At 72.4% G+C, this 21,425-nt stretch carries 23 protein-coding genes; 8 read left to right on the top strand and 15 right to left on the bottom strand.

The genetic code is table 11. From position 1 onward, the window contains the following. Positions 1-17 precede the first annotated feature (17 nt). The 5 genes from EJF31_RS02755 to EJF31_RS02735 form a co-directional block, all read right to left on the bottom strand. Positions 18-410 carry a hypothetical protein gene (locus EJF31_RS02755; RefSeq protein WP_125035553.1) on the bottom strand — a complete coding sequence of 131 codons (393 nt, stop codon included), beginning with the start codon at positions 408-410 and terminating at the stop codon, positions 18-20. Next, positions 407-1,135 (bottom strand): signal peptidase I, encoded by a 729-nt coding sequence (locus tag EJF31_RS02750; RefSeq protein WP_185736112.1) that lies wholly within the window; start codon positions 1,133-1,135, stop codon positions 407-409. The genes EJF31_RS02755 and EJF31_RS02750 overlap by 4 nt, the downstream gene beginning before the upstream one ends. A 106-nt stretch (positions 1,136-1,241) precedes the next feature. Continuing rightward, on the bottom strand, positions 1,242-1,871 hold the full coding sequence (locus EJF31_RS02745; RefSeq protein WP_125035552.1) for a TasA family protein: 630 nt from the start codon (positions 1,869-1,871) through the stop codon (positions 1,242-1,244). A 118-nt stretch (positions 1,872-1,989) separates the two neighbouring features. Next, a complete protein-coding gene (locus EJF31_RS02740; protein WP_125035551.1) occupies positions 1,990-2,892 on the bottom strand; it encodes a GNAT family N-acetyltransferase in 903 nt (300 codons plus the stop codon). Continuing rightward, on the bottom strand, positions 2,889-3,980 hold the full coding sequence (locus EJF31_RS02735) for a low specificity L-threonine aldolase (protein ID WP_185736111.1): 1,092 nt from the start codon (positions 3,978-3,980) through the stop codon (positions 2,889-2,891). The genes EJF31_RS02740 and EJF31_RS02735 overlap by 4 nt, the downstream gene beginning before the upstream one ends. Positions 3,981-4,150: 170 nt before the next feature. Between EJF31_RS02735 and EJF31_RS02730 the strand changes: the two genes are divergently transcribed. Genes EJF31_RS02730 through EJF31_RS02720 form a run of 3 tightly spaced genes read left to right on the top strand, consistent with a single transcriptional unit; the run spans position 4,151 to position 6,607 of the window. Then, positions 4,151-4,618: a DUF2231 domain-containing protein gene (locus EJF31_RS02730; protein WP_125035549.1), complete on the top strand. Its 468-nt coding sequence runs from the start codon at positions 4,151-4,153 to the stop codon at positions 4,616-4,618. Between the two features lie 4 nt (positions 4,619-4,622). After that, the gene (locus EJF31_RS02725) at positions 4,623-5,285 is read left to right on the top strand and encodes a response regulator transcription factor (protein ID WP_125035548.1); all 663 of its coding nucleotides are present in this window, start codon (positions 4,623-4,625) and stop codon (positions 5,283-5,285) included. Beyond that, positions 5,282-6,607 (top strand): HAMP domain-containing sensor histidine kinase, encoded by a 1,326-nt coding sequence (locus tag EJF31_RS02720; protein WP_125035547.1) that lies wholly within the window; start codon positions 5,282-5,284, stop codon positions 6,605-6,607. The genes EJF31_RS02725 and EJF31_RS02720 overlap by 4 nt, the downstream gene beginning before the upstream one ends. Positions 6,608-6,625: 18 nt before the next feature. Here the strand turns inward: EJF31_RS02720 and EJF31_RS02715 are convergent, their stop codons facing one another. Together EJF31_RS02715 and EJF31_RS02710 are read right to left on the bottom strand one after the other, a co-directional pair. Further along, positions 6,626-7,555 (bottom strand): alkaline phosphatase family protein, encoded by a 930-nt coding sequence (locus tag EJF31_RS02715; RefSeq protein WP_125035546.1) that lies wholly within the window; start codon positions 7,553-7,555, stop codon positions 6,626-6,628. Between the two features lie 10 nt (positions 7,556-7,565). Further along, a complete protein-coding gene (locus EJF31_RS02710; protein WP_125035545.1) occupies positions 7,566-8,348 on the bottom strand; it encodes an isocitrate lyase/phosphoenolpyruvate mutase family protein in 783 nt (260 codons plus the stop codon). Positions 8,349-8,388: 40 nt separating this feature from the next. Here EJF31_RS02710 and EJF31_RS02705 point away from each other — a divergent pair, with 40 nt between their 5' ends. Then, the gene (locus EJF31_RS02705; RefSeq protein WP_221767427.1) at positions 8,389-9,342 is read left to right on the top strand and encodes a proline iminopeptidase-family hydrolase; all 954 of its coding nucleotides are present in this window, start codon (positions 8,389-8,391) and stop codon (positions 9,340-9,342) included. A gap of 3 nt (positions 9,343-9,345) precedes the next feature. On the opposite strand, the gene EJF31_RS02700 is transcribed toward EJF31_RS02705, so the two are convergent. The 6 genes from EJF31_RS02700 to EJF31_RS02675 all read right to left on the bottom strand — a co-directional run bounded on the left by EJF31_RS02700 (position 9,346) and on the right by EJF31_RS02675 (position 16,358). Beyond that, a complete protein-coding gene (locus EJF31_RS02700) occupies positions 9,346-12,321 on the bottom strand; it encodes a bifunctional [glutamine synthetase] adenylyltransferase/[glutamine synthetase]-adenylyl-L-tyrosine phosphorylase (RefSeq protein WP_125035543.1) in 2,976 nt (991 codons plus the stop codon). After that, a complete protein-coding gene (locus tag EJF31_RS02695) occupies positions 12,318-13,049 on the bottom strand; it encodes a type 1 glutamine amidotransferase (protein WP_185736110.1) in 732 nt (243 codons plus the stop codon). Before EJF31_RS02695 ends, EJF31_RS02700 begins: the two co-directional genes overlap by 4 nt. Positions 13,050-13,059: 10 nt before the next feature. Next, on the bottom strand, positions 13,060-13,470 hold the full coding sequence (locus tag EJF31_RS02690; protein ID WP_125035541.1) for a hypothetical protein: 411 nt from the start codon (positions 13,468-13,470) through the stop codon (positions 13,060-13,062). Further along, the gene (locus EJF31_RS02685; protein ID WP_125035540.1) at positions 13,467-14,804 is read right to left on the bottom strand and encodes a glutamine synthetase family protein; all 1,338 of its coding nucleotides are present in this window, start codon (positions 14,802-14,804) and stop codon (positions 13,467-13,469) included. Before EJF31_RS02685 ends, EJF31_RS02690 begins: the two co-directional genes overlap by 4 nt. Positions 14,805-14,883: 79 nt before the next feature. After that, positions 14,884-15,546, bottom strand: a complete 663-nt coding sequence (locus EJF31_RS02680; RefSeq protein ID WP_125035539.1) for a hypothetical protein — start codon at positions 15,544-15,546, stop codon at positions 14,884-14,886. Between the two features lie 119 nt (positions 15,547-15,665). Beyond that, entirely contained in the window at positions 15,666-16,358 is a 693-nt protein-coding gene (locus tag EJF31_RS02675; protein ID WP_125035538.1) for a metalloregulator ArsR/SmtB family transcription factor, read from the bottom strand. 86 nt (positions 16,359-16,444) lie between these two features. On the opposite strand from EJF31_RS02675, the gene EJF31_RS02670 reads away from it, so the two are divergent. After that, positions 16,445-16,912 carry a hypothetical protein gene (locus tag EJF31_RS02670; protein ID WP_220481273.1) on the top strand — a complete coding sequence of 156 codons (468 nt, stop codon included), beginning with the start codon at positions 16,445-16,447 and terminating at the stop codon, positions 16,910-16,912. 7 nt (positions 16,913-16,919) lie between these two features. Here EJF31_RS02670 and EJF31_RS02665 read toward each other — a convergent pair whose 3' ends face one another. Further along, positions 16,920-18,929 carry an NAD(+) synthase gene (locus tag EJF31_RS02665; RefSeq protein ID WP_125035537.1) on the bottom strand — a complete coding sequence of 670 codons (2,010 nt, stop codon included), beginning with the start codon at positions 18,927-18,929 and terminating at the stop codon, positions 16,920-16,922. 102 nt (positions 18,930-19,031) lie between these two features. Here EJF31_RS02665 and EJF31_RS02660 point away from each other — a divergent pair, with 102 nt between their 5' ends. Genes EJF31_RS02660 through EJF31_RS02650 form a run of 3 tightly spaced genes read left to right on the top strand, consistent with a single transcriptional unit; the run spans position 19,032 to position 20,758 of the window. Further along, positions 19,032-19,517, top strand: a complete 486-nt coding sequence (locus tag EJF31_RS02660; protein WP_125035536.1) for a VOC family protein — start codon at positions 19,032-19,034, stop codon at positions 19,515-19,517. Positions 19,518-19,527: 10 nt separating this feature from the next. Further along, positions 19,528-19,848 carry an antibiotic biosynthesis monooxygenase gene (locus tag EJF31_RS02655; RefSeq protein ID WP_125035535.1) on the top strand — a complete coding sequence of 107 codons (321 nt, stop codon included), beginning with the start codon at positions 19,528-19,530 and terminating at the stop codon, positions 19,846-19,848. After that, positions 19,841-20,758, top strand: coding sequence for a phosphotransferase family protein (locus EJF31_RS02650; protein WP_125035534.1), 918 nt, complete (start codon positions 19,841-19,843; stop codon positions 20,756-20,758). Before EJF31_RS02655 ends, EJF31_RS02650 begins: the two co-directional genes overlap by 8 nt. A 321-nt stretch (positions 20,759-21,079) precedes the next feature. Here the strand turns inward: EJF31_RS02650 and EJF31_RS02645 are convergent, their stop codons facing one another. Then, positions 21,080-21,388: a hypothetical protein gene (locus EJF31_RS02645; protein WP_125035533.1), complete on the bottom strand. Its 309-nt coding sequence runs from the start codon at positions 21,386-21,388 to the stop codon at positions 21,080-21,082. Positions 21,389-21,425: the final 37 nt, after the last annotated feature.

The raw sequence follows: 21,425 nt of genomic DNA, 5'->3' as shown, positions 1-21,425 counted from the left end.
CTGGGCGCGAGACGGCGTCAGACTGCGGCGGCGAGGTAGCCGCCGAGCGCGAGGTGCGCCCGGGAGGCGACGACCGCGAGCCGGCGCGCCGACATCCGGGCCGAGGCCAGGTCCTCGCGGCGGACGCTCGCCTCGATGTCGCCGGCGATCTCGGCGAGCTCGCAGGTGCCGACCGTGGTCGAGGAGACCCGGAGGCTGAGCACCGCGTCGAGGGCGACCTCGAGGTCGGCGTGGCCCAGGGCCTCGGCGATCCGGCCGACGCGCTGGGGCAGCATGGACTGGTAGCGGGTGGCGAAGACCGTCGGGTACGTCGTGTCGTCCACCTCGCTGGCGAGGCGGGCCAGCGCGCTGGCGTCGAAGGCCGGGGGCGCCGGGTGCGCTGGGTGCGCGGGGTGCAGGGTCTCGCTCATGCGGCGACGACCTCCTCGTGCTCGTGGCTGGGCTGAGCGTGGTCGTCGTCCGAGTCGGTGCCGTCGGCGTCCCCGCCGGTGTCCCCGCCGGTGTCCCCGCCGGTGTCCCCGTCAGCGTCGGTGGGGTCGTCGCCCCCTTCCGCGTCCTCCTCCTCCTTGCCCCAGATCAGCGTGAGGCCGAGGAGGATCAGTCCGCCGAAGGCGAACCAGAACACGCCGTGCCGGACAGCCGGCGTGCGGAGGACGCGGATCGCGGTGCCGAGCTTGGGGACGACTGCCCGTGCCTCCCACACGGTGTCGTCGCTCAGCGTCGCGGTCCAGGGGTCGACGTTCGGGTTGTTGTCACCCTTGGTCACGATCGTGGTCGAGCCGTCCTTGCCCCGGACGATCTTGGTCACCCGGTGGGTCTCCACCCGGTGGTCCTCGATCGGGATCTGGTAGCTGATCACGTCGCCGACCTTCAGCTCGCTGGTCGGCTTGGGCACCGTCACGACCACGTCACCCGGCATGATCCCGGGCTCCATGGAGCCGGTGAGCATCGTCGCGGTGCGGTAGCCGAAGAGGTGCGGGCCGAGCGCGATGCCGAAGAACGCCAGCACGCAGACGAGCAGGACGCCGTTGGCCGCCCAGTGCCCGATCCGGCGACCCCAGGAGGGACGCGCGGCCGACGGAGCGGGAGCCTCGACGCGGTGGCGTCCGGCGCTGGTGGCAACGGTGTGGCTCATGGTCTGATCCTGTTCTGGGTCGGACGGGGAGTCGGGTGGGTGCGGCGGGGAGACAACGAGCCCGTGGGGTCGCCTGCTCGGTCAGGCGACCCCACGGGGGTCTGGGTCACCGGTAGGTGGCGGTGGCCTTCTGGGTGGCGTCGAAGGTGAACGTCACGGCGTTGGTGAGGCCCTGGAAGGTGTTGTCGGCGGCGGTCGGCAGCACCATCGACAGGCGCAGGTTGACCGCGCCGGCGCTGCCGGCGTTGGCGTTGAGCGCCGTGGTGGCCGCGGCCAGGTCGAGGTTGGTGCCGATGACGGCGCGGGAGGCCAGGACCGAGGTGGTCGTGCCGGAGCAGGAGAGCGAGTTGTCCGACGCGCCCTTGGTCCAGGCGACCGAGCAGCTGTCGATCGCGAGCTGCAGGCCGTTGGTGGCGTCGCTCGTGAGCAGGTTCGGGGTGCTGGTGCTGGTGGTCATCTTGACCAAGCCGAAGGACTCGGTGCCAGCCGAGCGGGTCAGCGTGACGGCCCGCTGGATCGTGTCACCCGGGAGGACCTGGGTGGCGGCCACGGTGGTGGCCACGGCGCCCTGGTTCAGACCCAGCTGGACGACACCGGAGGTGACGTTGGCGCTGGCCGAGGTGCTCGAGGTGAACGAGCCGAAGGTGCCCAGGCCGGCGACGGAGGCGGCTCCACCGACGAGGACGACGGACGCCAGGACCTTGGCGGTGGTGGTGCTCAGGAGGGAGGTGGCCATTGCTGTTCCTTTGATCAGGACCAGCTGTCCGGCTGGTCATTTCCTTGATGACCAGAACTCTGCACGGCCCCCTGCAAGGGACCAGCCGGGATTGCCTCGGGGTTTCCGCAAGAACCTGTCAAGTCTCCTGAGGTTCGGATCCGTTCCTCAAGATGAGGGTGCGAGGGCCCGGCTCGAAGCCCAGCGCGCGGTAGACCCGCCCGGGCAGCGGGTAGTCGTCGTCGCCCCGGGGACAGACGAGGCCGAGGCCCGCTCCGGCGTCCCGCGCGGCGTGCAGGCCCGCGAGGCTGACGGCTCCGGCCAGGCCACGTCCGCGGTGGTCGGGTGCGCAACCGACGGGCTCGACGAGCGCCACGCCCGTGCGCGGGTCCAGCCAGACCAGGCAGGACGCCACCATCTCGCCCCCGGCTGTCACCGCCACCCAGTCCAGCTCGTGGCGGTAGGGCGGCGTCGCCATCAACCCGGCGTACGCCGCTGCCGACACCCGGCTCGTGCCGCCCGGAGGCGCCCAGGCGGCCCGGTGGCAGGCGGCCCGCTCCTCGTGCTCCGAGGGCTCCACGTGGCGCAGCGAGTAGCCGGGCACGCACGGCACGTCGCGCAACGCCGCGAGGTCCAGGTGGTGGTGGGTGAACCAGGGCTGGTCCTCCACCTCGAAGCCCGCCCGCGCCAGGCCCGTGAGCACCACGGTCTCCGTCTCCAGCGTCATCGTGCGCAGCGGACCCGCGGGAGCCCGGTCCAGGAACCAGCCGGCCGCGTCGTCGACGACACCCGGGTGCGCGGGGTCGACGCACAGCTCCAGCCAGTCGTCGGCCTCGGCCCAGGCCCAGCCCACGAGCTCGCCCGCCACCCGGAACAGCGCCACCGGGCCGTGACCGAGGTCGAGGCCGTAGCGGGCGGACCAGGCCAGCTGCCCCGGGTGGTGGCGCGATGACCGGGTCCACAGGCGGGAGGCGAGCTCCTGCATCTGCGGCAGCGCCTCGTCCACCGAGGCAACGGCAACCGCCACCCCGGCCGTGCTCACGCCCCGGCGATCTCGGCGAACCAGGCGGCCACCTTGGCCGGGTCGTGGCCGAGCGCGGAGTCGTAGCAGGAGATCTCCGTCATGCTCACGCCCGGCACGTCGGTCTCCCACCACGAGCCGCTCGGCTGGACCTTCTCGCGCTCCATCAGGGCGGCGAACCGCTCCTTGAGCTCGAGCAGGGGCGCCTCGGCGTAGATGAAGAACGTGTTGGTGTGCGGCGGCGACGGGTTGACCCGCAGCCCGGCCGCAACCAGCTCCTCGGCGAACGCCCGCGCCCACGCGACGTACTCCCCCATCCGCGGGAGCCGGTCGCGCAGCCCGACCAGCGCGCCCACGGCGTACGGCGAGAGCCGGTAGAGCTGGCCGCCCATCCGCTGCCGCCACACGCGCAGCTCGTCCATGGTGTCCTGCTCGCCGACGACCGCGGCGCCGGACGCGGCGCCCATGCCCTTGTAGAACGAGACGTACATCGAGTCGAACAGCGCCGCGATCTCCGCGTGCGACCGGTCGTAGAAGGGCTGCGACTCCCAGATCCGGGCCCCGTCGACGTGCAGCGGGACCCCGAGCTCGCGGGCGGCCGCGCACAGCTCGGTGAGCTGCTCCCACGTGGGCAGCAGGCAGCCGGCGTCGCGCAGCGGCAGCTCGACGAGGGCGGCGCCGAGGCCCGGCGTCATCGCCCGGAGCGCCTCGGCGGTCGCGACCTCGTGGCCGGTGGTGAGCGGCTCGAAGCGGAGGTCGTGCAGGAGCCGCGGCCCGTCGGCCTCGTGCTTGAGCAGGTGCGAGATGTCCTGGATGCCGACACGACGGGTGCCGCGACGCTCGCACCACACCCGCAGCATCGACTGCTGGGCCATCGTCCCGCTGGCGAAGAAGACGGCGGCGGGCTTGCCCATGAGCTCGGCGAGCTCGGTCTCGAGCCGGGTGACGGCGCCGCCGTCGGCGTACATGTCCCACTCGTCGATCCCGAGCTCCTCGCACGCCCGGGCAAGGCCGGCGAACACCTCGGCCGGGGCGGTCTTCGGGTGCCACGGCACCATGGCGGTGCAGGCGCGGACGGCGGCCTTGAGGCGGTCATCGAGTTCGGTCACGCGGCAGAGCGTGCCCTGCCGTGTCGCCGCGCGCAACGACATATCCCCCGGCCGTGCCTGAACGCGCCAGGACTCCCCGACGTGAGGATCACGGGGCCACCGATGTCCCCAGTCAGGTTTAGTGCAGGTTCTGTGCACGATCCTCCTCAACGACCCTCCGAAGGAGCCCCATGTTCGATCTCATCAACGGCCTGCCGCTCCACCCGCTGGTGGTGCACGCCGTCGTCGTGCTGGTGCCGCTGGCCGCGCTCGGCACCATCGCACTGGCCCTGCGCCCGGCCTGGCGCCACCACTACGGCTGGCTGGTCGTCGGTGCCGCCGCACTGGGCACGGTCCTGGACCCGATCGCCACGTCGAGCGGCGAGGCCCTCGAGAAGCACGTCGGCGACCCGGGCCAGCACGCCGCCCTCGGCGACCAGCTCATCTGGTTCCTGGTCCCGCTGCTGGTGCTGGCCCTCGCCCTGGTCCTCCTGGACCGCCGCCGGCCCCACGCCACGACCGCGCTGCGGGCCGTCGCGGTCCTCGGCGTGGTCGCCGCACTGGCGACCACCGTGCAGGTCTACCGGATCGGCGACTCCGGCGCCCGCGCCGCCTGGGGCGACCAGGTGTCCGCATCCACCACATCAGGGGGAGACTGACCACATGGCGACCATCGGACTCTGCGAGGACGACCCGGCGATCCGCCGGGTCGTCGGCCAGGCGCTGGGCCTCGCCGGGCACAGCGTCATCGCGGCCCACACCGGCGGCGAGGCACTGCGCCAGTTCGGCCCCGAGGTGGACCTCGACGTGGTCATCCTCGACATCGGCCTGCCCGACGCCGACGGCCGCGACGTCTGCCAGGCGTTGCGCTCGGCGGGCCAGGCCGCGCCCGTCCTGTTCCTCACCGCCCTCGGCACGGTCCACGACCGGCTCGCCGGCTTCTCGGCCGGCGCGGACGACTACCTGCCCAAGCCCTTCGACGTGAAGGAGCTGATTGCGCGCGTGGAGGCCCTGGCCCGCCGTGGGCGCACCCCGGTCGCCGCCTCCGGGGACCTGCTGCTCGACCCGACCCGTCACTCGTTGCGCTGCCGTGACTCCGAGGTGGCCCTGACCCCCACGGAGTTCCGGATGCTGGCCGCGATCACGTCGCGTCCCGGCGAGGTCGTACGCCGCCGGGCGGTCGTGGCCGCCGCCTGGCCCGACGGCGCCATCGTCAGCGAGAACACCGTCGACTCCTACATCCGCAGGGTCCGCCGCAAGCTCGAGGAGCTCGACTCCCCGGTCAGCCTGCAGACCGTGCGCGGGGTCGGGTTCGTCCTGAGGTGATCACCAGCCGCTGGCGCCACGCGTCGTTCCGCACCCAGATCGTGTTCTCCACGATGGCGCTGATCGCCCTCGGCATGGTCGCGGTGACGTTCGGGATCCAGCTGCTGCTCCACCAGACCACCGACAACACCATCAACACCCTCCTCGAGGAGCGCAACGACGCCGTCGTCGCCGCGGTCGACTCGGCCTCCGGGACCACCCTCACGGTGCCCGCCGAGGTCCTCGAGCCCGGCGTCGCCGTGTACGACGCCCGGGGCCGTCGGGTCGCCGGCGACCTCGCCACGGTCCCGACCGAGCACCTGCTGCCGCTGACCACCGTCACGACGACCACCTACACCCGGATCGGCGAGCGCGCGCGCCTGCGCGCCCAGCCGTTCACGACCGGCTCCGGCGTCTCCGGTGTCGTGATCGTGAGCGAGCCGCTGGCGCCCTACGAACGGGCCGGCCGGTTCGTCCTGTTCGCCTGTATCGCGATCGGCCTGATCGTGCTCATCGCCAGCGGCCTGATCGCGCGCTGGGTCACCAACCGGGCGCTGGCGCCGGTGGTCCAGATGGCCGACCGGGCCACCGACTGGAGCGAGCACGACCTCGGCCGGCGCTTCGAGCTCGGACCGTCGACCAACGAGATCGCGGCCCTGGGCAACACCCTGGACGGCCTCCTCGAGCGCGTCGCGATGACGATCCGGGCCGAGCAGCGGCTCACGTCCGAGCTCGCCCACGAGCTGCGCACCCCGCTCGCGGCGATCCAGGGCTCGGCCGACCTCGCCCTGATGCGCGGTGAGGTCAGCGACGACGTCCGGGAGGACCTCGAGCAGATCGCGCTCGCCTCACGGGCCATGGCCGTCACCATCACGACCCTCCTCGACCTGGCCCGCGAGCCCGAGGCGGCCCAGAGCACCGCGACCTGCCTGCTCGGGGACGTGGTCGACGCGGTCGTCCCGCTCGTGCCCGACAAGCTCGCGCTGGCCCGCACCGCCGGCCCCGACGGGGTCCGGGTGGCGGCGCCCCGGGACCTGGTGGTCCGGGCCCTCTCCCCGGTCGTCGAGAACGCCGTCCGGCACGCCCGCTCGGCCGTGTCCCTCGACGTCGCGGTGCACCCGGCCGGCGTCGAGGTCCGGGTCGGCGACGACGGCCCCGGCGTCGACCCGACGGTGCGCGAGGCCGTCTTCGACGCCGGCGCCACGGGCCCGGGCGGAGGCACCGGCCTGGGGCTGGGCATCGCCCGCAGAGTGGCGCGCTCGGTCGGGGGCGACGTACTCCTCGCCGAGGGGGCCTCCCCGGCCGGCGGGGCGCTGTTCGTGCTGCGGCTCCCCCGGCTCTGACCCAGAATCCGACCCGGGTCAGCGGACCGGCAGCCCGAACGCCTCCGTCATCGACGCCGCACCCTTGGCGCGGTGCAGGTAGGGCAGCTGCGCGACGTCGTCGTAGAGCCGGGTCAGCGAGTAGTGGTCGAGGCGGGCCTTGACCACGTGGTGGCTCTGGCTGGGGTGGATCACGACGGTCAGCACCCGGTTGCCGTGGTTGCGGTCGTCCTCGTCGGCCGTCAGCACGACCGCGAGGTGGCCCGACGTCCAGTCGGGACCCTGGAAGACCTGGGTCATCAGCGCCTTGAACCAGCCGTCGGCCTTCTTCAGCGTGCCGTCGTGGGCGTCGTGCGCGAGGTCGGGGATCACCATGCCCACCCGCGGCAGGTCACCGTCGGTGACGTCGCCGGCGAACCGGCTCATCCGCAGGTCGTGCTTGCGGCACTGGGCGCGCTCCTCGACGAAGTAGGTCCACGGGTTGTGCCGCACGGCGTAGTCACCGCTGCTGGTCAGCGCGCACCGGCTCGGCATGCCCTGGGCGTACGTCGCCGCCGTGCGGTCGTTCGCGATGGCCTGCCCGAACACCGAGCGACCACCCAGCTGGTGCGCCGCAGGGTCGGCGTCGTCGTCGATGCCGTAGGTCTTGCCGCCGGCGATCGCGATGTAGTTGGGCAGCGAGGGGTGCGTGATCGCGTCGTAGCCGGTGGCGTAGCCGTAGCGCTTGGCCAGCCGGAACGTGTAGGGCATGCCGGCCTTCATCTGCGCCAGCGAGTGGTTCTCCTCCACGACCACGAGCAGCTTGGTCACCTTGGGGGTCGTCGCGGCGGCGACGGCCGCAGCTGCGTGGCTCGCCCGTCCGGTCGGCGATGGGCTCGCGTCGGGGCCCGGGGAGGCGCTCGAGCACGCTCCCGTCAGGACGAGGGCGAGGGTGGTGACGGTCAGGGCGGCGCGGCTGAGAACCTTCACGCCGAAGAGGCTAGTTGAGCATCCGCATGGTCCGGGGGACGCCCCCGCCGCGCTGGACCTCCTCGACCAGCTCCTGCAGGGCGGTCAGCGCCACGTTCTGGGACATCGGGCCGAACGACACGCGGCTCACGCCGAGCTCCTCCAGGCGGGCCAGTGAGGGGTTGCCGGGGATGGCGATCATGCTCAGCCGCTGCGGGCCGAAGGCGTCGACCAGGGTCTCGACCTGCTCCTCGTTCAACCGGGCGGGCACGAAGACGAGGGGCGCGCCGGCGTCGAGGTAGGCCTTGCCCCGCTCGATCGCGTCCTTGAGGCTCTCGGCGGGATCACGGTCGCGGGCCTTGGCGAAGGCGTCGGTGCGGGCGTTGAGCACGAAGTCGACGCCCTCCTCGGCGGCCACCTTCATCATCTTCTCCACGTTGGAGGCGGCCTCGGCCAGCGGGCGCAGCTGGTCCTCGATGTTGGCGCCGACGACGCCGACGCCGATCGCGCGGCGGATCGTCTCCGCCGGGTCGCCGTAGCCGCCCTCGAGGTCGGCGGAGACCGGCAGGGACGTGGAGGCCACGATCCGCCCGACCATGTCGAGCATCGTGTCCAGCGGGATGTTCTCGCCGTCGGGGTAGCCGTAGGTCGCGGCGATCGAGTGGCTCGCGGTCGCGAGGGCGGTGGTGCCCTCGACGGCGGCGACGACGGTGGCGCTGATGACGTCCCAGACGTTGACGACGCTCAGCAGCTTGGGGTCACGGTGGAGGCGCAGCAGCTCCGCGCCGCGCTCGATGGTTCCTTGGTCGGCCATACCGCCGAATCTAGCGGGCCGCCGTGGCAGGCTGCCGGGCGTGACGACCGATCTTGCGAGCTACCTCGACAACACGGGCCGTGCGGACCGCATCGCAGGCGGCGTCCGGATGATCCCGGTGACGACCCCGTCCGGCGACCACCGCGTCTGGACCAAGCGCTTCGGCACCAACCCGACGCTCCGGGTGCTGCTGCTCCACGGTGGCCCCGGGGCCACCCACGAGTACCTCGAGTCGTTCGAGGGCTACCTGCCCCAGGAGGGCATCGAGTTCTACCACTACGACCAGCTCGGGTCCGGACACAGCGACCGCCCCGGGGATCCCTCGCTGTGGGAGATCGACCGGTTCGTCGACGAGGTCGAGCAGGTGCGCCTCGCCCTCGGCCTCGACGCCTCGAGCTTCGTCCTCTACGGCCAGAGCTGGGGCGGGATCCTCGCGCTGGAGTACGCCCTGGCCCACCCCGACGCCCTGCGCGGGCTGGTGGTCTCCAACATGATGAGCAGCATCCCGGCCTACAACGCCTACGCCACAGACGTCCTCATGCCGACGATGGACCCCGACGTCCTCGCCGAGATCAAGCGGCTCGAGGCGACCGGCCAGACCGGCGACCCGTCGTACGACGCGCTGCTCATGGAGCACCACTACGTCCACCACGTCTGCCGGATGCCCGTCGAGGAGTGGCCCGAGCCGGTCGTGCGTGGCCTCGGGAACATCAACAAGGACATCTACGTGCCGCTGCAGGGTCCGTCCGAGCTGGGCGCCAGTGGGAAGCTCATCGACTGGGACCGGAGCGGCGACCTCGCCTCGATCGACGTGCCGACCCTGGTCATCGGCGCCGAGCACGACACGATGGACCCGCGCCACCTCGCGTGGATGGCCGAGCAGCTGCCCCGGGGCAGCTACCACCACTGTCCCGACGGATCGCACCTCGCGATGGTCGACGACGCCGACGTCTACTTCGCGGGGCTGGTGACCTGGCTCAGGTCACTCGATTGACCGTCAGCCCCAGAAGATGCGGTCCACGACGGCATGGGCGCGACGGGTGATCCGCAGGTAGTCGTTGACCATCTCGTCCGAGGCGCCGGGCGCGTAGCCGAGCATGGCCGCCACCGCCGCCTTCTCGCGCGGGTCGCGGGGCAGGTGGTCCCCGGGCTTGCCGCGGACCAGGGTCACGGCGTTGCGGATCCGCGAGACCGTGCGCCAGCCGTACTCGAGCTCCTCGGCGTCCTCGACCGAGATCAGCTCGGCCTCGACGGCCGCGGCCAGCGCCTCGAGGGTGCGGGAGGTGCGCAGGGCGGGCACCCGGCCGGCGTACCGCATCTGCAGCAGCTGGACGGTCCACTCGATGTCGGCGAGCCCGCCGCGGCCGAGCTTGAGGTGGGTGGTGGGGTCGGCGCCCCGCGGCAACCGTTCCTGGTCGACCCGGGCCTTGATCCGGCGTACCTCGACCACCTCGTCCTCGGTGATCCCCTCGGCCGGGAAGCGCAGCGGGTCGATCATCGCCTCGAAGCGCTGGCGAAGGTCGGGGTCGCCGACCACCGCGTCGGCGCGCAGCAGCGCCTGGGCCTCCCAGACCTTCGACCATTTGGCGTAGTACGCCGCGTAGGACTCGAGCGTGCGCACCAGCGCGCCCTGCTTGCCCTCGGGGCGGAGGTCGGCGTCGACGAGCAGCGCCGGGTCGTCACCGGGCAGCGAGAGCAGGCGGCGCAGCTCGTTGGCCACCGCCTGGGCGTACGACGCCGCCACCTGCGGGTCGGCGCCCGGCTCGGGGTCGTGCACGAACAGCACGTCGGCGTCCGAGCCGTAGGACAGCTCGAAGCCGCCGTAGCGGCCCATCGCGACCACCGCGATCCGGGTGGGCGGCGCGTCCAGCGACCGCGCCTCGCACACCGCTCGCATCGTGACGACGAGCGTGGCCTCGAGCGTGGCGTCGGTGAGGCGGGACAGGCCGGCGCCCACGTCGGCCACGTCGATGAGGCCGAGCAGGTCGCCGGCCGCGATCCGGAACAGCTCGCGGCGCCGGATCGCGCGGATCGCGCGGACCGCCTTCTCGGGCTCCTGCTGCCGGCTGCTGGAGGCGACCATCTCCTCGGTGAGCGCCTCGGCGGGCAGCGGGTCGAGGTCCTCCCCCAGCATCCGCACGCCCTGCGGCTCGCGCTCGAGCAGCCGGGTGGCGTAGCGCGAGGTGGCCAGCAGCTTCGCGAGCCGCTCGGCCACCTGGCCCTCGTCGCGCAGCGTCTTGAGGTACCACGGCGTGTCCCCCAGCGACTCGCTGATCCGCCGGAAGCCGAAGAGCCCGGCGTCCGGGTCGGGCGCGTCGGCCATCCACCCCAGCATCGCGGGCAGCAGCGCCCGCTGGATCCGCGCCGCCCGGGTCACGCCGCTGGTCAACGCCTCGAGGTGGCGCAGCGCGGCCTTCGGGTCGGCGTAGCCGAGCGCGGCCAGGCGGGAGGCCGCGGCCTCGGGCGAGAGCCGCGCCTCGGGGCCGGGGATCTTCGCCACCGCGGCCAGCAGCGGGCGGTAGAAGAGCTTCTCGTGCAGCCGACGCACCTCGCGGCGGTGGTGCTGCCAGGTCTTGTCGAGGTTGGCGGCCGGCTCCTTGAGGAAGCCCATGCTCCGGCCGAGCCGGCGCAGCGCCCCCTCGTCGGTCGGCACCACGTGCGTACGACGCAGCTGGGCCAGCTGGATCCGGTGCTCGAGCATCCGCAGGAACGAGTAGGCCTCGTGCAGCGCCTCGCCGTCCTCGCGGCCGACGTAGCCGCCCCGGGTCAGCTCGGCCAGCGCGCTCAAGGTCGCCTGGGCCCGGAGCTTCTCGTCGGCGCGGCCGTGCACGAGCTGCAACAGCTGGACGGCGAACTCCACGTCGCGCAGCCCGCCGGAGCCCAGCTTGAGCTGGCGGTCCGCCTCACGCGGCGGGATGTGGTCGACGACCCGGCGGCGCATCGCCTGCGTGTCCTCGACGAAGCCCTGGCGCTCGGCCGCGCTCCACACCAGCGGCGAGACCATGGCGACGTACTCGCGACCCAGCGCGAGGTCCCCCGCGACCGGCCGGGCCTTGAGCAGCGCCTGGAACTCCCACGTCTTGGCCCAGCGCTCGTAGTAGCCGCGGTGGCTGGCGATCGTGCGCACCAGCGGGCCGGACCGGCCCTCGGGCCGCAGCGCCGCGTCGACCGGCCAGATGGTGCCTTCGCCGGTGTGGTCGCCGCAGACCTGGATCAGGTTGCTGGCGAGCTGCGTGGCCGCCCGGGCGGCCATGCTCTCGTCGGCGCCGTCGACGGGCTCGAAGGCGAAGATCACGTCGACGTCGGAGACGTAGTTGAGCTCGTGGCCGCCGCACTTGCCCATCGCGACGACTGCCAGCCTCGTGGACGCCGCGTCGGGCCCGACCCGCTGCCGCGCGATCGACAGGGCCGCCTCGAGGGTGCCGGCGGCCAGGTCGGACAGCTCGGCGGCTGCGTCGTCGAGACCGAGGTGGTGGGCCAGGTCGCGGGAGGCCAGCCGCAGCAGGATCCGGCGGTACTCGACGCGCAGCGCGTCCAGCGCCGCGGCGTCGGGGACCGTCGCGGTCGGCCGGGGGTCGTGCGGGTCGGCGCCGACCACGCGCAGCAGCCCCTCCCTCACGGCGTACGCCGCCGGGCGGGTCGACCCGAGCAGCGGATCGGTCAGCTCGTGCCAGTGACCCGGGTGCCGGACGAGGTGGTCGCCGAGCGCCTCGCTGGCGCCGAGCACGCAGAGCAGCCGCATGGCCGTGCCCTCGTCGTCGACCAGCGCAGCCAGCAGCTCGTCCCGGTCCTCGGCCGCCTCGGCGACCCGGACCAGCGCGGCCAGGGCCTGGTCGGGGTCGGCGGTCCGGGACAGCAGTGCGAGCAGCGGGTCACCGGCCGGCCCCAGCGCGGCGAGGTTGTCGAGCGCCCCGTCGGCGTCGAGGAAGCCCAGGCGCAGGAGCGTGCCCTTGCCGGTGGTGGCCCGGCTCATCGAGGGGCCGCGGCCAACCGCGCGAAGCCGTCGGCCAGCGGGCGCCAGGCGTCGTCGAGCTCGGCCCGGGCCGCGTCGATGTCGCGCAGCAGCGCCTCCTGGTCGATGCCGCGCGCCTCGTGGGAGCCCTTGTCGGAGTCGGCCCACGGCTTCAGCACCGAGACGTCGACCTCGGGGTGCACCTGCACGCCCCACACCGTGGCGGCGTAGCGGACGGCCTGCACCTCGCCCCGGCCGGTCGCGGCCAGCAGCGTGGCGCCGTCGGGCAGCGCCGTGACCACGTCGTCGTTCCACTGGACCCCGCGACGGGGTGTCGCGACGGGGCCGAGCAGCGGGTCGGACGCCGCCGCGTCGGTCCAGGCGACCCCGAGCAGGCCGACCTGCTGGCCGAGCGGGTTGGGCCCGACGGTGCCGCCGAGGGCGACGGCGATGAGCTGGTGGCCCAGGCAGATCCCGAGGGTGGGCAGGTCGGAGGCGACCGCCGTCCGCACCCGCTCCTTCACGACCGGCAGCCAGGCGTGCCGCTCGTCGTCGTTGGCCCCCATCGGTCCGCCCAGGACGAGGAACGCGTCGTAGCCCTCCAGCGCCGGGACCTCGTCGCCGGCGTAGGGGCGGACCACGTCGAGCTCGCAGCCGGCGGCCGCGAGCCAGTCGCCGACGAGGGCGGGCGGGCACTGGTCCTCATGCTCGATCACCAGGATCCGCGGGGAGATCTTCGGGGAGCTCACGACCGCCAACCTAGCCGGAGGTGCGGCCCGTGTCGGGGTCGCGTCCGGGCAGGGCGCCGACCAGGACCAGCAGCACTCCGACCACGATCAGGACCCAGCCGACCCCGACCCGGGTGAGCAGCAGCCCGTCGAGGGTCGCGGCCGTGCCGCTCGCCGTCACCCACATCTTCACGCGGCGGTCCGCGAGGGCGAGCAGGGCCAGCGTGCGGACCGACAGCCCGAGCAGGACCAGGGCGGGGACGAGCACCACGAGCAGCACCACACCGGTCGAGGCGTCGTCGCCGGTGTGGATCAGCAGCGCCATGGCGAGGATCACCATCACGGTGGCCGAGGCGAGCACGGCGTACAGCATCATCCGGAGCTGGCGGGCCCGCGCCCGGTCGTAGGGCGGCGGGAGGTCGCGGTCCGACCGGGTCGTCACAGGACGGGCAGCATCCGGTCCCGCTCGAAGGCGGAGACCTGCCCGCGGTACTCCTCCCACTCCGCACGCTTGTTGCGGAGGAAGAAGTCGAAGACGTGCTCGCCCAGGGTCTCGGCCAGCAGCTCGGACTCCTCGGCGATCCCGATGGCGTCGTGCAGGGACCGCGGCAGCGGCGAGATGCCGAGGCTCTTGCGCTCCTTCTCCGAGAGCGACCAGACGTCGTCCTCGGCCTCGCGCGGCAGGTCGTAGCCCTCCTCGATGCCCTTCATCCCGGCGGCCAGCACCACGGCGTACGCGAGGTAGGGGTTGCAGGCCGCATCGATGGTGCGCAGCTCGACGCGGGTCGACTGGCCCTTGTTGGGCTTGTACATCGGCACCCGGATCATCGCCGAGCGGTTGTTGTGTCCCCAGCAGATGTAGGACGGCGCCTCGCCGCCGAACATCATCCGCTTGTAGGAGTTGACCCACTGGTTGGTCACGACGCTGATCTCGGGCGCGTGCCGCAGGATGCCGGCGATGAACTGACGGCCGGTCTTGGAGAGCTGGTACTCGGCGCCGGCCTCGAAGAAGGCGTTCTGGTCGCCCTCGAAGAGCGAGACGTGCGTGTGCATGCCCGAGCCGGGGTGGGTCGTGTAGGGCTTGGGCATGAACGTCGCCCAGATCCCCTGGCTCAGCGCCACTTCACGGATGACGGTGCGGAAGGTCATGATGTTGTCGGCCGTCGACAGCGCGTCGGCGTAGCGCAGGTCGATCTCCTGCTGGCCCGGGCCGCCCTCGTGGTGGCTGAACTCCACCGAGATGCCCATCGACTCCAGCATCGTGATCGCCTCGCGCCGGAAGTCGGCGCCCATCGACTGCGCGGTGTGGTCGAAGTAGCCCGACCGGTCCACCGGCACCGGCTCGTCGCCGGCGGTCGGGGTGTTCTTGAAGAGGTAGAACTCGATCTCGGGGTGGGTGTAGAAGGTGAAGCCCTTCTCGGCCGCCTTGCTGAGCGTGCGCTTGAGCACGTAGCGGGGATCGGCGTACGACGGCGAGCCGTCGGGCATCACGATGTCGCAGAACATCCGCGCCGTCGACGGGCCCTCGCCGCGCCACGGCAGGATCTGGAAGGTCGACGGGTCGGGCTTGGCCAGCATGTCGGCCTCGTAGACGCGCGCGAAGCCCTCGATGGCCGAGCCGTCGAAGCCGATGCCCTCGGCGAAGGCCCCCTCGAGCTCGGCCGGCGCCACCGCCACGGACTTGAGGAAGCCCAGGACGTCGGTGAACCACAACCTGACGAACCGGACGTCCCGCTCCTCGAGAGCGCGGAGTACGAAGTCTTCCTGCTTGCCCATGGCCGCAGCCTAGCGGCGGCCGGCCCGCACTCGCGGGCACGGCCGCCGGGGCGGGACCAGGTCCGGGATCAGGTCTGGATCAGGGCTTCTTGCAGGGCATGTAGTCCTGCGAGCCGAGGACCCCCTTGTAGGTCTTCAGGATCGGCCGCCACCACTCCTGGGTGACCTTGGTCCACGCGAGCGTGCCGGGGGTCTTGCCCTGGTAGCCGTCGACCATGACCTTGCGGACCTCGAGCGGGATCGTCACCTCGGTGGCGTCGGTGCCGGCCCAGCAACCGGACGCCTTGGTCTTGGAGCGCACGTCGTCGCGGGTCACGGTCGAGCCCGCCTTCTCGTGGTCGTAGCGGGTCACGATGTTGGCGACGAAGCCCGTGCTGTCGCCGTCCGAGCCCTCCCAGGGAGCCCGGATCCAGAAGCTCATGCCGTGGGTGTGCTTGGTCGCGAAGGTCCACGAGACGGTGCCGTCCTTGACCGTCTTCTTCTTGCCCGACCAGGCCTTCTGCTGTCCGGCCAGGTACTGCAGCGGCTGGATCTGGCAGCCGTCGCAGTCGTGGACCGAGAAGGTCAGCGTGGTCGTCTGGGCGGCCGCGGCGGCGCTCGTCACGGACGTCAGCGGCGTCACGGGCGCGGCCTCGGCGCGGGCCGCGTCGGCGGCGTAGCCGCTCAGGCTGGCGGCGACGCCCGCCACCGTGGTGGCGAGGACGGCGGCGGTACGACGGGTGCGGGGCCGGGTGCTGGTCATGGTGTTCTCCTCGGGCGGCCGGCCCGGCGCTCCCGATGAGCGCCGTTGCCGGTGTCGCTGGGAATGACGCACGCCCGGCCGGCTTTGTTGCGGCCCGTCCGGACTTTTCTTTCCTGGCCTCACGCCTCCGCGCGCGGCCGGACCTTCACGCAGCACCACGGGTCGCCGGGATCGAGGGCGGCCTCCAGCCCGTGACAGCCCAGGCGCTCGACGACGCCCTCGACGAAGGCCTGGTTCATCCCGCACACGACCTCGGTGTGCTCGGCGGCGATCCGGTCGAAGGGGCAGTTGGCCAGGACGAGCTCGTCGCTCACCCGCGGCTCGTAGCCGTGCCGCGCGAGCACCTCCCCCACGCGCGCCAGCTCCGAGGCGCGGCGGTCGTGGTGCGGCGCCTCGGCCGCGACCCGGCTGCCCGCCTCCAGCGCGGCGGCACGGACGGCATCGGCGATCGGCTCCCCGGCCAGGGAGCGTCCGACGGCGTCGGCGAGCACCGCCCCGGCGAGGTCGTAGCGCCGGTGCGGGAGGCTGACCTCCACCTCGTCCTCGGCGCGACGGTAGAGCTTCGAGGGCCGGCCGGCGCCGGGCCCGCTGCGTCCGGTGAGCCGCCGGAACTCCGTGACGAGCAACCCCTCATCGACCAGGCGGTCGAGGTGGTGCTTGGCCGTGTGCCGGGGCACGTCCACGCCGTCGGCGGCCTGGTCGCGGCTGACCGCGTCGGGCTGCTCGGTGACGAAGCGGTAGAGCGCCCGGCGCACCGGGTCGGCGAGCGACCCGAGCTTGGTCACGCGGCGGGAAAAGCTCTCCTCGGGCATGGGGCACTTTCTAACAGACATGTCTATGGACGAAACAGTGGGACGACTCTACCGTAGGAATATCTATCTCTTAGAAAGGAGTCACCATGACGATCATGCACACGGCCCGGGACCGGACCCACGACGTCGCCCAGGAGATCTCGCGCGAGTTCCACGACCTCGCCACGATCGGCCGGATCGAACCCGCACGTCAGGCCTTCGTCATGCTGTGGGCGCTGTTCACGGTGGCGCCGATCGTCGTCGGGATCGACAAGTACTTCGATGGCCTGGCCAACTGGAAGGACTACCTCGCCCCCTGGATCAACGACATCGTCCCGGGCTCGGCCCACCAGATGATGCTCGGCGTGGGGGTCGTCGAGATCCTCGCCGGCCTGCTCGTCCTCACGATGCCGCGGATCGGCGCCTACGTGCTTGCCGCGTGGTTCGCCGGACTGGTCGTCAACCTGGTCAGCCAGGGTGAGTACTACGACATCGCGCTGCGCGACTTCGGCCTGATGGTGGCCGCGCTCGCGCTCGCCCGTCTCGCCACGACCTTCCACAAGCCGACCGACTGAGCCGCCGTCAGGACTCGCCGGGCCCGCCAGCTGGGACGTTGGCCTCGATCTCGGCGAGCCACGCGGCGGGCGCGGCGTCCGACGGCATCCGCCAGTCACCGCGCGGCGACATCGTGCCGCCCGCGGTGACCTTGGGGCCGTTGGGCAGCGCCGACCGCTTGAACTGGCTGGCGAAGAAGCGCTTCGTGAACACCACGAGCCACCGCCGGATCGTGGCGAGGTCGTAGACCTCGTGCCAGGCGTGCCAGGCCAGGAAGGCGATCTTGCTCGGCCGGTAGCCCCGGCGCAGCACGTGGAAGAGCGTGAAGTCCTGCAGGGCGTAGGGCCCCACGGTGTCCTCGGTGGCCTGCGGCTTCTTGCCGGCCTCGGTCGGGATCAGCTCCGGGGTGATCTCCTGCTGGAGGATCTCCTCGAGCAGCCCGGCGGTGTCGTCGTCGAACTGGCCGCTCTCCCCCACCCAGCGGATGAGGTGCTGGATCAGGGTCTTCGGCACGCCCGCGTTGACGTTGTAGTGGGACATCTGGTCGCCGACGCCGTAGGTGCACCAGCCCAGCGCGAGCTCCGAGAGGTCGCCGGTGCCGACGACGATGCCGCCGCGGTGGTTGGCGAGCCGGAAGAGGTAGTCGTAGCGCAGCCCCGCCTGGACGTTCTCGAACGTCACGTCGTACGCCGGCTCGCCGTCGGCGAACGGGTGGCCGAGGTCCTCCAGCATCTGGCGCGCCGCCGGCCGGATGTCGAGCTCCTCGAAGCTGACGCCCAGCGACTTCGCGAGCCGCGTCGCGTAGGACTTCGTCGTCTCGCCGGTCGCGAAGCCGGGCATGGTGTAGGCGAGGATGTCCGACCGCGGCCGGCCGAGCCGGTCCATCGCCTTGGCCGCGACGATCAGCGCGTGGGTCGAGTCGAGGCCGCCGCTGACGCCGATCACGGCGTTGGGCTGGCCGATGGCCGCGAGCCGCTGCTCGAGGCCGGAGACCTGGATGTTGTAGGCCTCGTAGCAGTCCAGGGCCAGCCGGTCGAGGTCGTCGGGGACGAAGGGGAAGCGGTCGACCTTGCGCCTCAGCCCGATGTCGCCGGTGGGCGCGGCCAGCTCGAAGTCGACGGTGCGGAACTCGCGGATGCGTGCGTCGTGGGTGCGCCGGTTGTCGTCGAACGTGCCCTGGCGGATCCGGTCCTGCCGGATCCGGTCGAGGTCGACGTCGGCGACCGACCGCCGCGGGCCCTCGGGGAACCGCTCGGACTCCTCGAGCAGGTCGCCGCACTCGTAGACCATCGTCTGGCCGTCCCACGACAGGTCGGTCGTCGACTCGCCCTGGCCCGCGGCCGCGAAGAGGTACGCCGCGGAGCACCGTGCACTCGCGCTGCGGACCAGCAGCCGCCGGTCCTCGGCGCGGGCCACCGTGATCGGGCTGCCGGACAGGTTGGCCAGCACCGTCGCGCCGGCCAGGGCGGCCTCGCTGCTCGGCGGGATCGGCACCCACATGTCCTCGCACACCTCGACGTGCAGCCGCAGGCCGGGCAGGTCGGTGGCGGCGAAGATCAGGTCGGGGCCGTAGGGGGCGTCCACGCCGGCGACGCGGATGGTGCTGCCGCGGCGGTCGTCGCCGGGCGCGAAGTGCCGGCGCTCGTAGAACTCTCGGTAGGTCGGCAGGTAGGACTTCGGGCTGACGCCGAGCACCCGGCCGCGGTGGATCACCACCGCACAGTTGGTCACGCGGGTGCCGTGCAGCAGCGGGGCGCCGACCACGATCACCGACATCAGGTCCTCGGACTCGGCGACGATCTCCGCGATCGCCTCCTGCACCGCCTCGAGCAGGGTGTCCTGCAGCAACAGGTCGTCCACGGCGTACCCGCACAGCGAGAGCTCGGGGAAGACCGCCACCGCGACCCCGTCGTCGTGGCAGGCCCGCGCCTGCTCCAGCACCGTGCGGGCATTGACCGCCGGGTCGGCGATCGCGACCGGCACCGTGCAGGCGGCGACGCGCGCGAACCCGTGGGCGTAGGCGGAGTAGAAGTCCACGCTGCGAGTCTCCCACGGCCCGATGAGTCGCGGCGGGACGACGGGTCTGTACCCGTGAGAGCCGAGGGACCAGACTCGGACCCACCGGAGAAGGAGCCCGTCATGCCGATCACGACCTCGATCACCCCCTGCCTGTGGTTCGACGACAACCTGGAGGAGGCGATGGACTTCTACACCAAGATCTTCCCCAACTCCTCGATCGGCAACGTCCAGCGCTACGGCGAGGCCGGCCCGGGCGAGGCCGGCACCGTGATGGCGGCCGACTGGGTGCTGGACGGGCTGGCGTTCCGCGGCATCAACGGTGGTCCGATGTTCACCTTCACCGAGGCGATCTCCCTCAGCGTCGCCTGCGACGACCAGGACGAGGTCGACTACTACTGGGAGAACCTCGTCGCCGGCGGCGAGGAGTCGATGTGCGGCTGGCTCAAGGACAAGTTCGGGCTTTCCTGGCAGATCGTCCCGACCCGGCTGTTCGAGCTGATCTCCGACCCCGACCCGGTCAAGGGGCAGGCCGCGATGCAGGCGATGCTCGGCCAGCGCAAGATCGTGATCGCCGAGCTCGAGGCGGCGCACGCCAGCGCGTCCTAGGGTTCGGTGCATGCCGATCGCGTCCACCCCGGACCCGCCGTACACCGCCGTGGTGTTCACGTCGCTGCGCACCGAGGGCGACCACGGCTACGGACACATGGCCGACCGGATGGACGCGCTCGCGGCCAGGCAGCCGGGCTACCTCGGCATCGAGTCCGCGCGTGAGCCCGACGGCTTCGGGATCACCGTGTCCTACTGGGCCTCCGAGGGCGACGCCCGCGCGTGGAAGCAGGTGGCCGAGCACCTCGTCGCGCAGGAGCGCGGGCAGCACGTCTGGTACGCCGCCTACCGCGTCCGGATCGCCACCGTCACCCGGGACTACGGTGCGTGAGCCGCCGGCCGGCGTCGCCGAGGCAGACGTGCTCGCGGCCGTCCGGGCGACCTGGTCGTCGGAGGTCGACGCCGTGGCGCACCTGGCCGTCGGCTTCGGCGCGCACCACTGGGTGGCGTCCACCTCGGGCGGGCCGTTGCTCTTCGTGACCCTCGACGCGCTCGGCGCGCGGCACTCCTTCGCCTCGCTCTCGGCCGCGTACGCCGGAGCGGCGACCCTGGCCTCCGCCGGGCTGTCGTTCGTCGTGCCGACGCTGTCGGTGGTGCCGTTCGGCGACGGCGCCCTGAGCGCGACCCCGTGGGTCGAGGGCGAGGTGGCCGGTTCCGGACCGCTGGCCTGCGCCGAGGACGCCCGCGAGTCGGCGGCCCAGCTCGCGGCCCTGCACGCCGCCGATCCCCCGGCCGGCATCCCCGCCTGGGCGCCGCTCGTCCTCGCCGACTTCGCGGAGACGCTCCTCGCCCGGCTCGATCACCCGTGGGACACCGGACCCTTCGGCGAACGGGCCCGCTCGGCCCTGTGCTCGCACGCGGACGACGTCGTGCGCTGGGTGGCGACGTACCATCGCCTCGCCGACGAGGCCCGCACCCTCCCCTGGGTCCCCACCCACGGCGAACCGCACACCCGCAACATGATCCGCACCGCCGACGGGCTGGTGCTCGTCGACTGGGAGTCGCTCAAGCTCGCCCCCCGCGAGCGCGACCTGCGGACCCTCGTCGACAGCGGCCACGCCGACCTCGCGCGCGCCCACCCCCCGATGCTCGAGATGTTCGACCTGGAGTGGCGGCTCGACGAGGTCGCGCAGTACGCCGCGTGGTTCGAGGCGCCGCACACCGGCAGCGCCAGCGACGAGGTGGCGATCGGCGGGCTGCTCGAGGAGCTCGACCGTCCGGAGTGGCGGGACCCCACGTGAACGCAGCTTCATCATGAGAAGTGGTCGAAGCGTCACTTCACACGGTGAATTCACCATGCGAAGTGCAGACTCACCCACTTCTCATGGTGAAGCTGTGAGGCGACCCAGCCCGGGCGCGCCGATCACCGGGCCCTGGCCCGAGAGCGGTAAGCAGTCAACCGCTTCTGGCGCGGTTCCCCGGCCAGCGGTGTCCTGTCAACCGTCCACCGCTGAGCTTCAGTTGATGACCCACCGCCACCGCCACCGCCCGCCAGAATTCGGTTCACAGCTCACCGTTCCGAGCGCCCGCGCATGCGGGCGGCGCGGGCGCCAGAGAGCGACCTACTGAATCGCGTTGCCGGCGAGGCGGCTCCACATCAACACCAGGAAGACCATGATCGCGAGCTCCGCGAGACACCCGGTCACCAGCCCGACGCCGAACCACCGCGCGCGACGCGACATCCACGCCGCGGCACCCACCATCACGGCGACGACGAGCAGCACCCAGTAGACCCAGAGCCCAGCCCCGGCGAGGAACGCCGCGACGCCGGCGAAGTTCACGAGCGACCCGAGGACGAACCCCACGAACCAGGCCGCGGCACCACGGACAACGGGGAGCCCGGGGCTGCTTCCCGTGGGGGTGGTGGACACGAACGCGATCCTGTCACCCTGAGGACCGACGGAGGGA

Origin of the sequence: Nocardioides sp. LS1, assembly GCF_003865225.1 — a bacterium.
GTDB classification, from domain to species: domain Bacteria; phylum Actinomycetota; class Actinomycetes; order Propionibacteriales; family Nocardioidaceae; genus Nocardioides; species Nocardioides ginsengisegetis.
The sequence above is the reverse complement of the archived record's forward strand: the minus strand, read 5'-3'. Positions and strand labels throughout refer to the sequence as shown.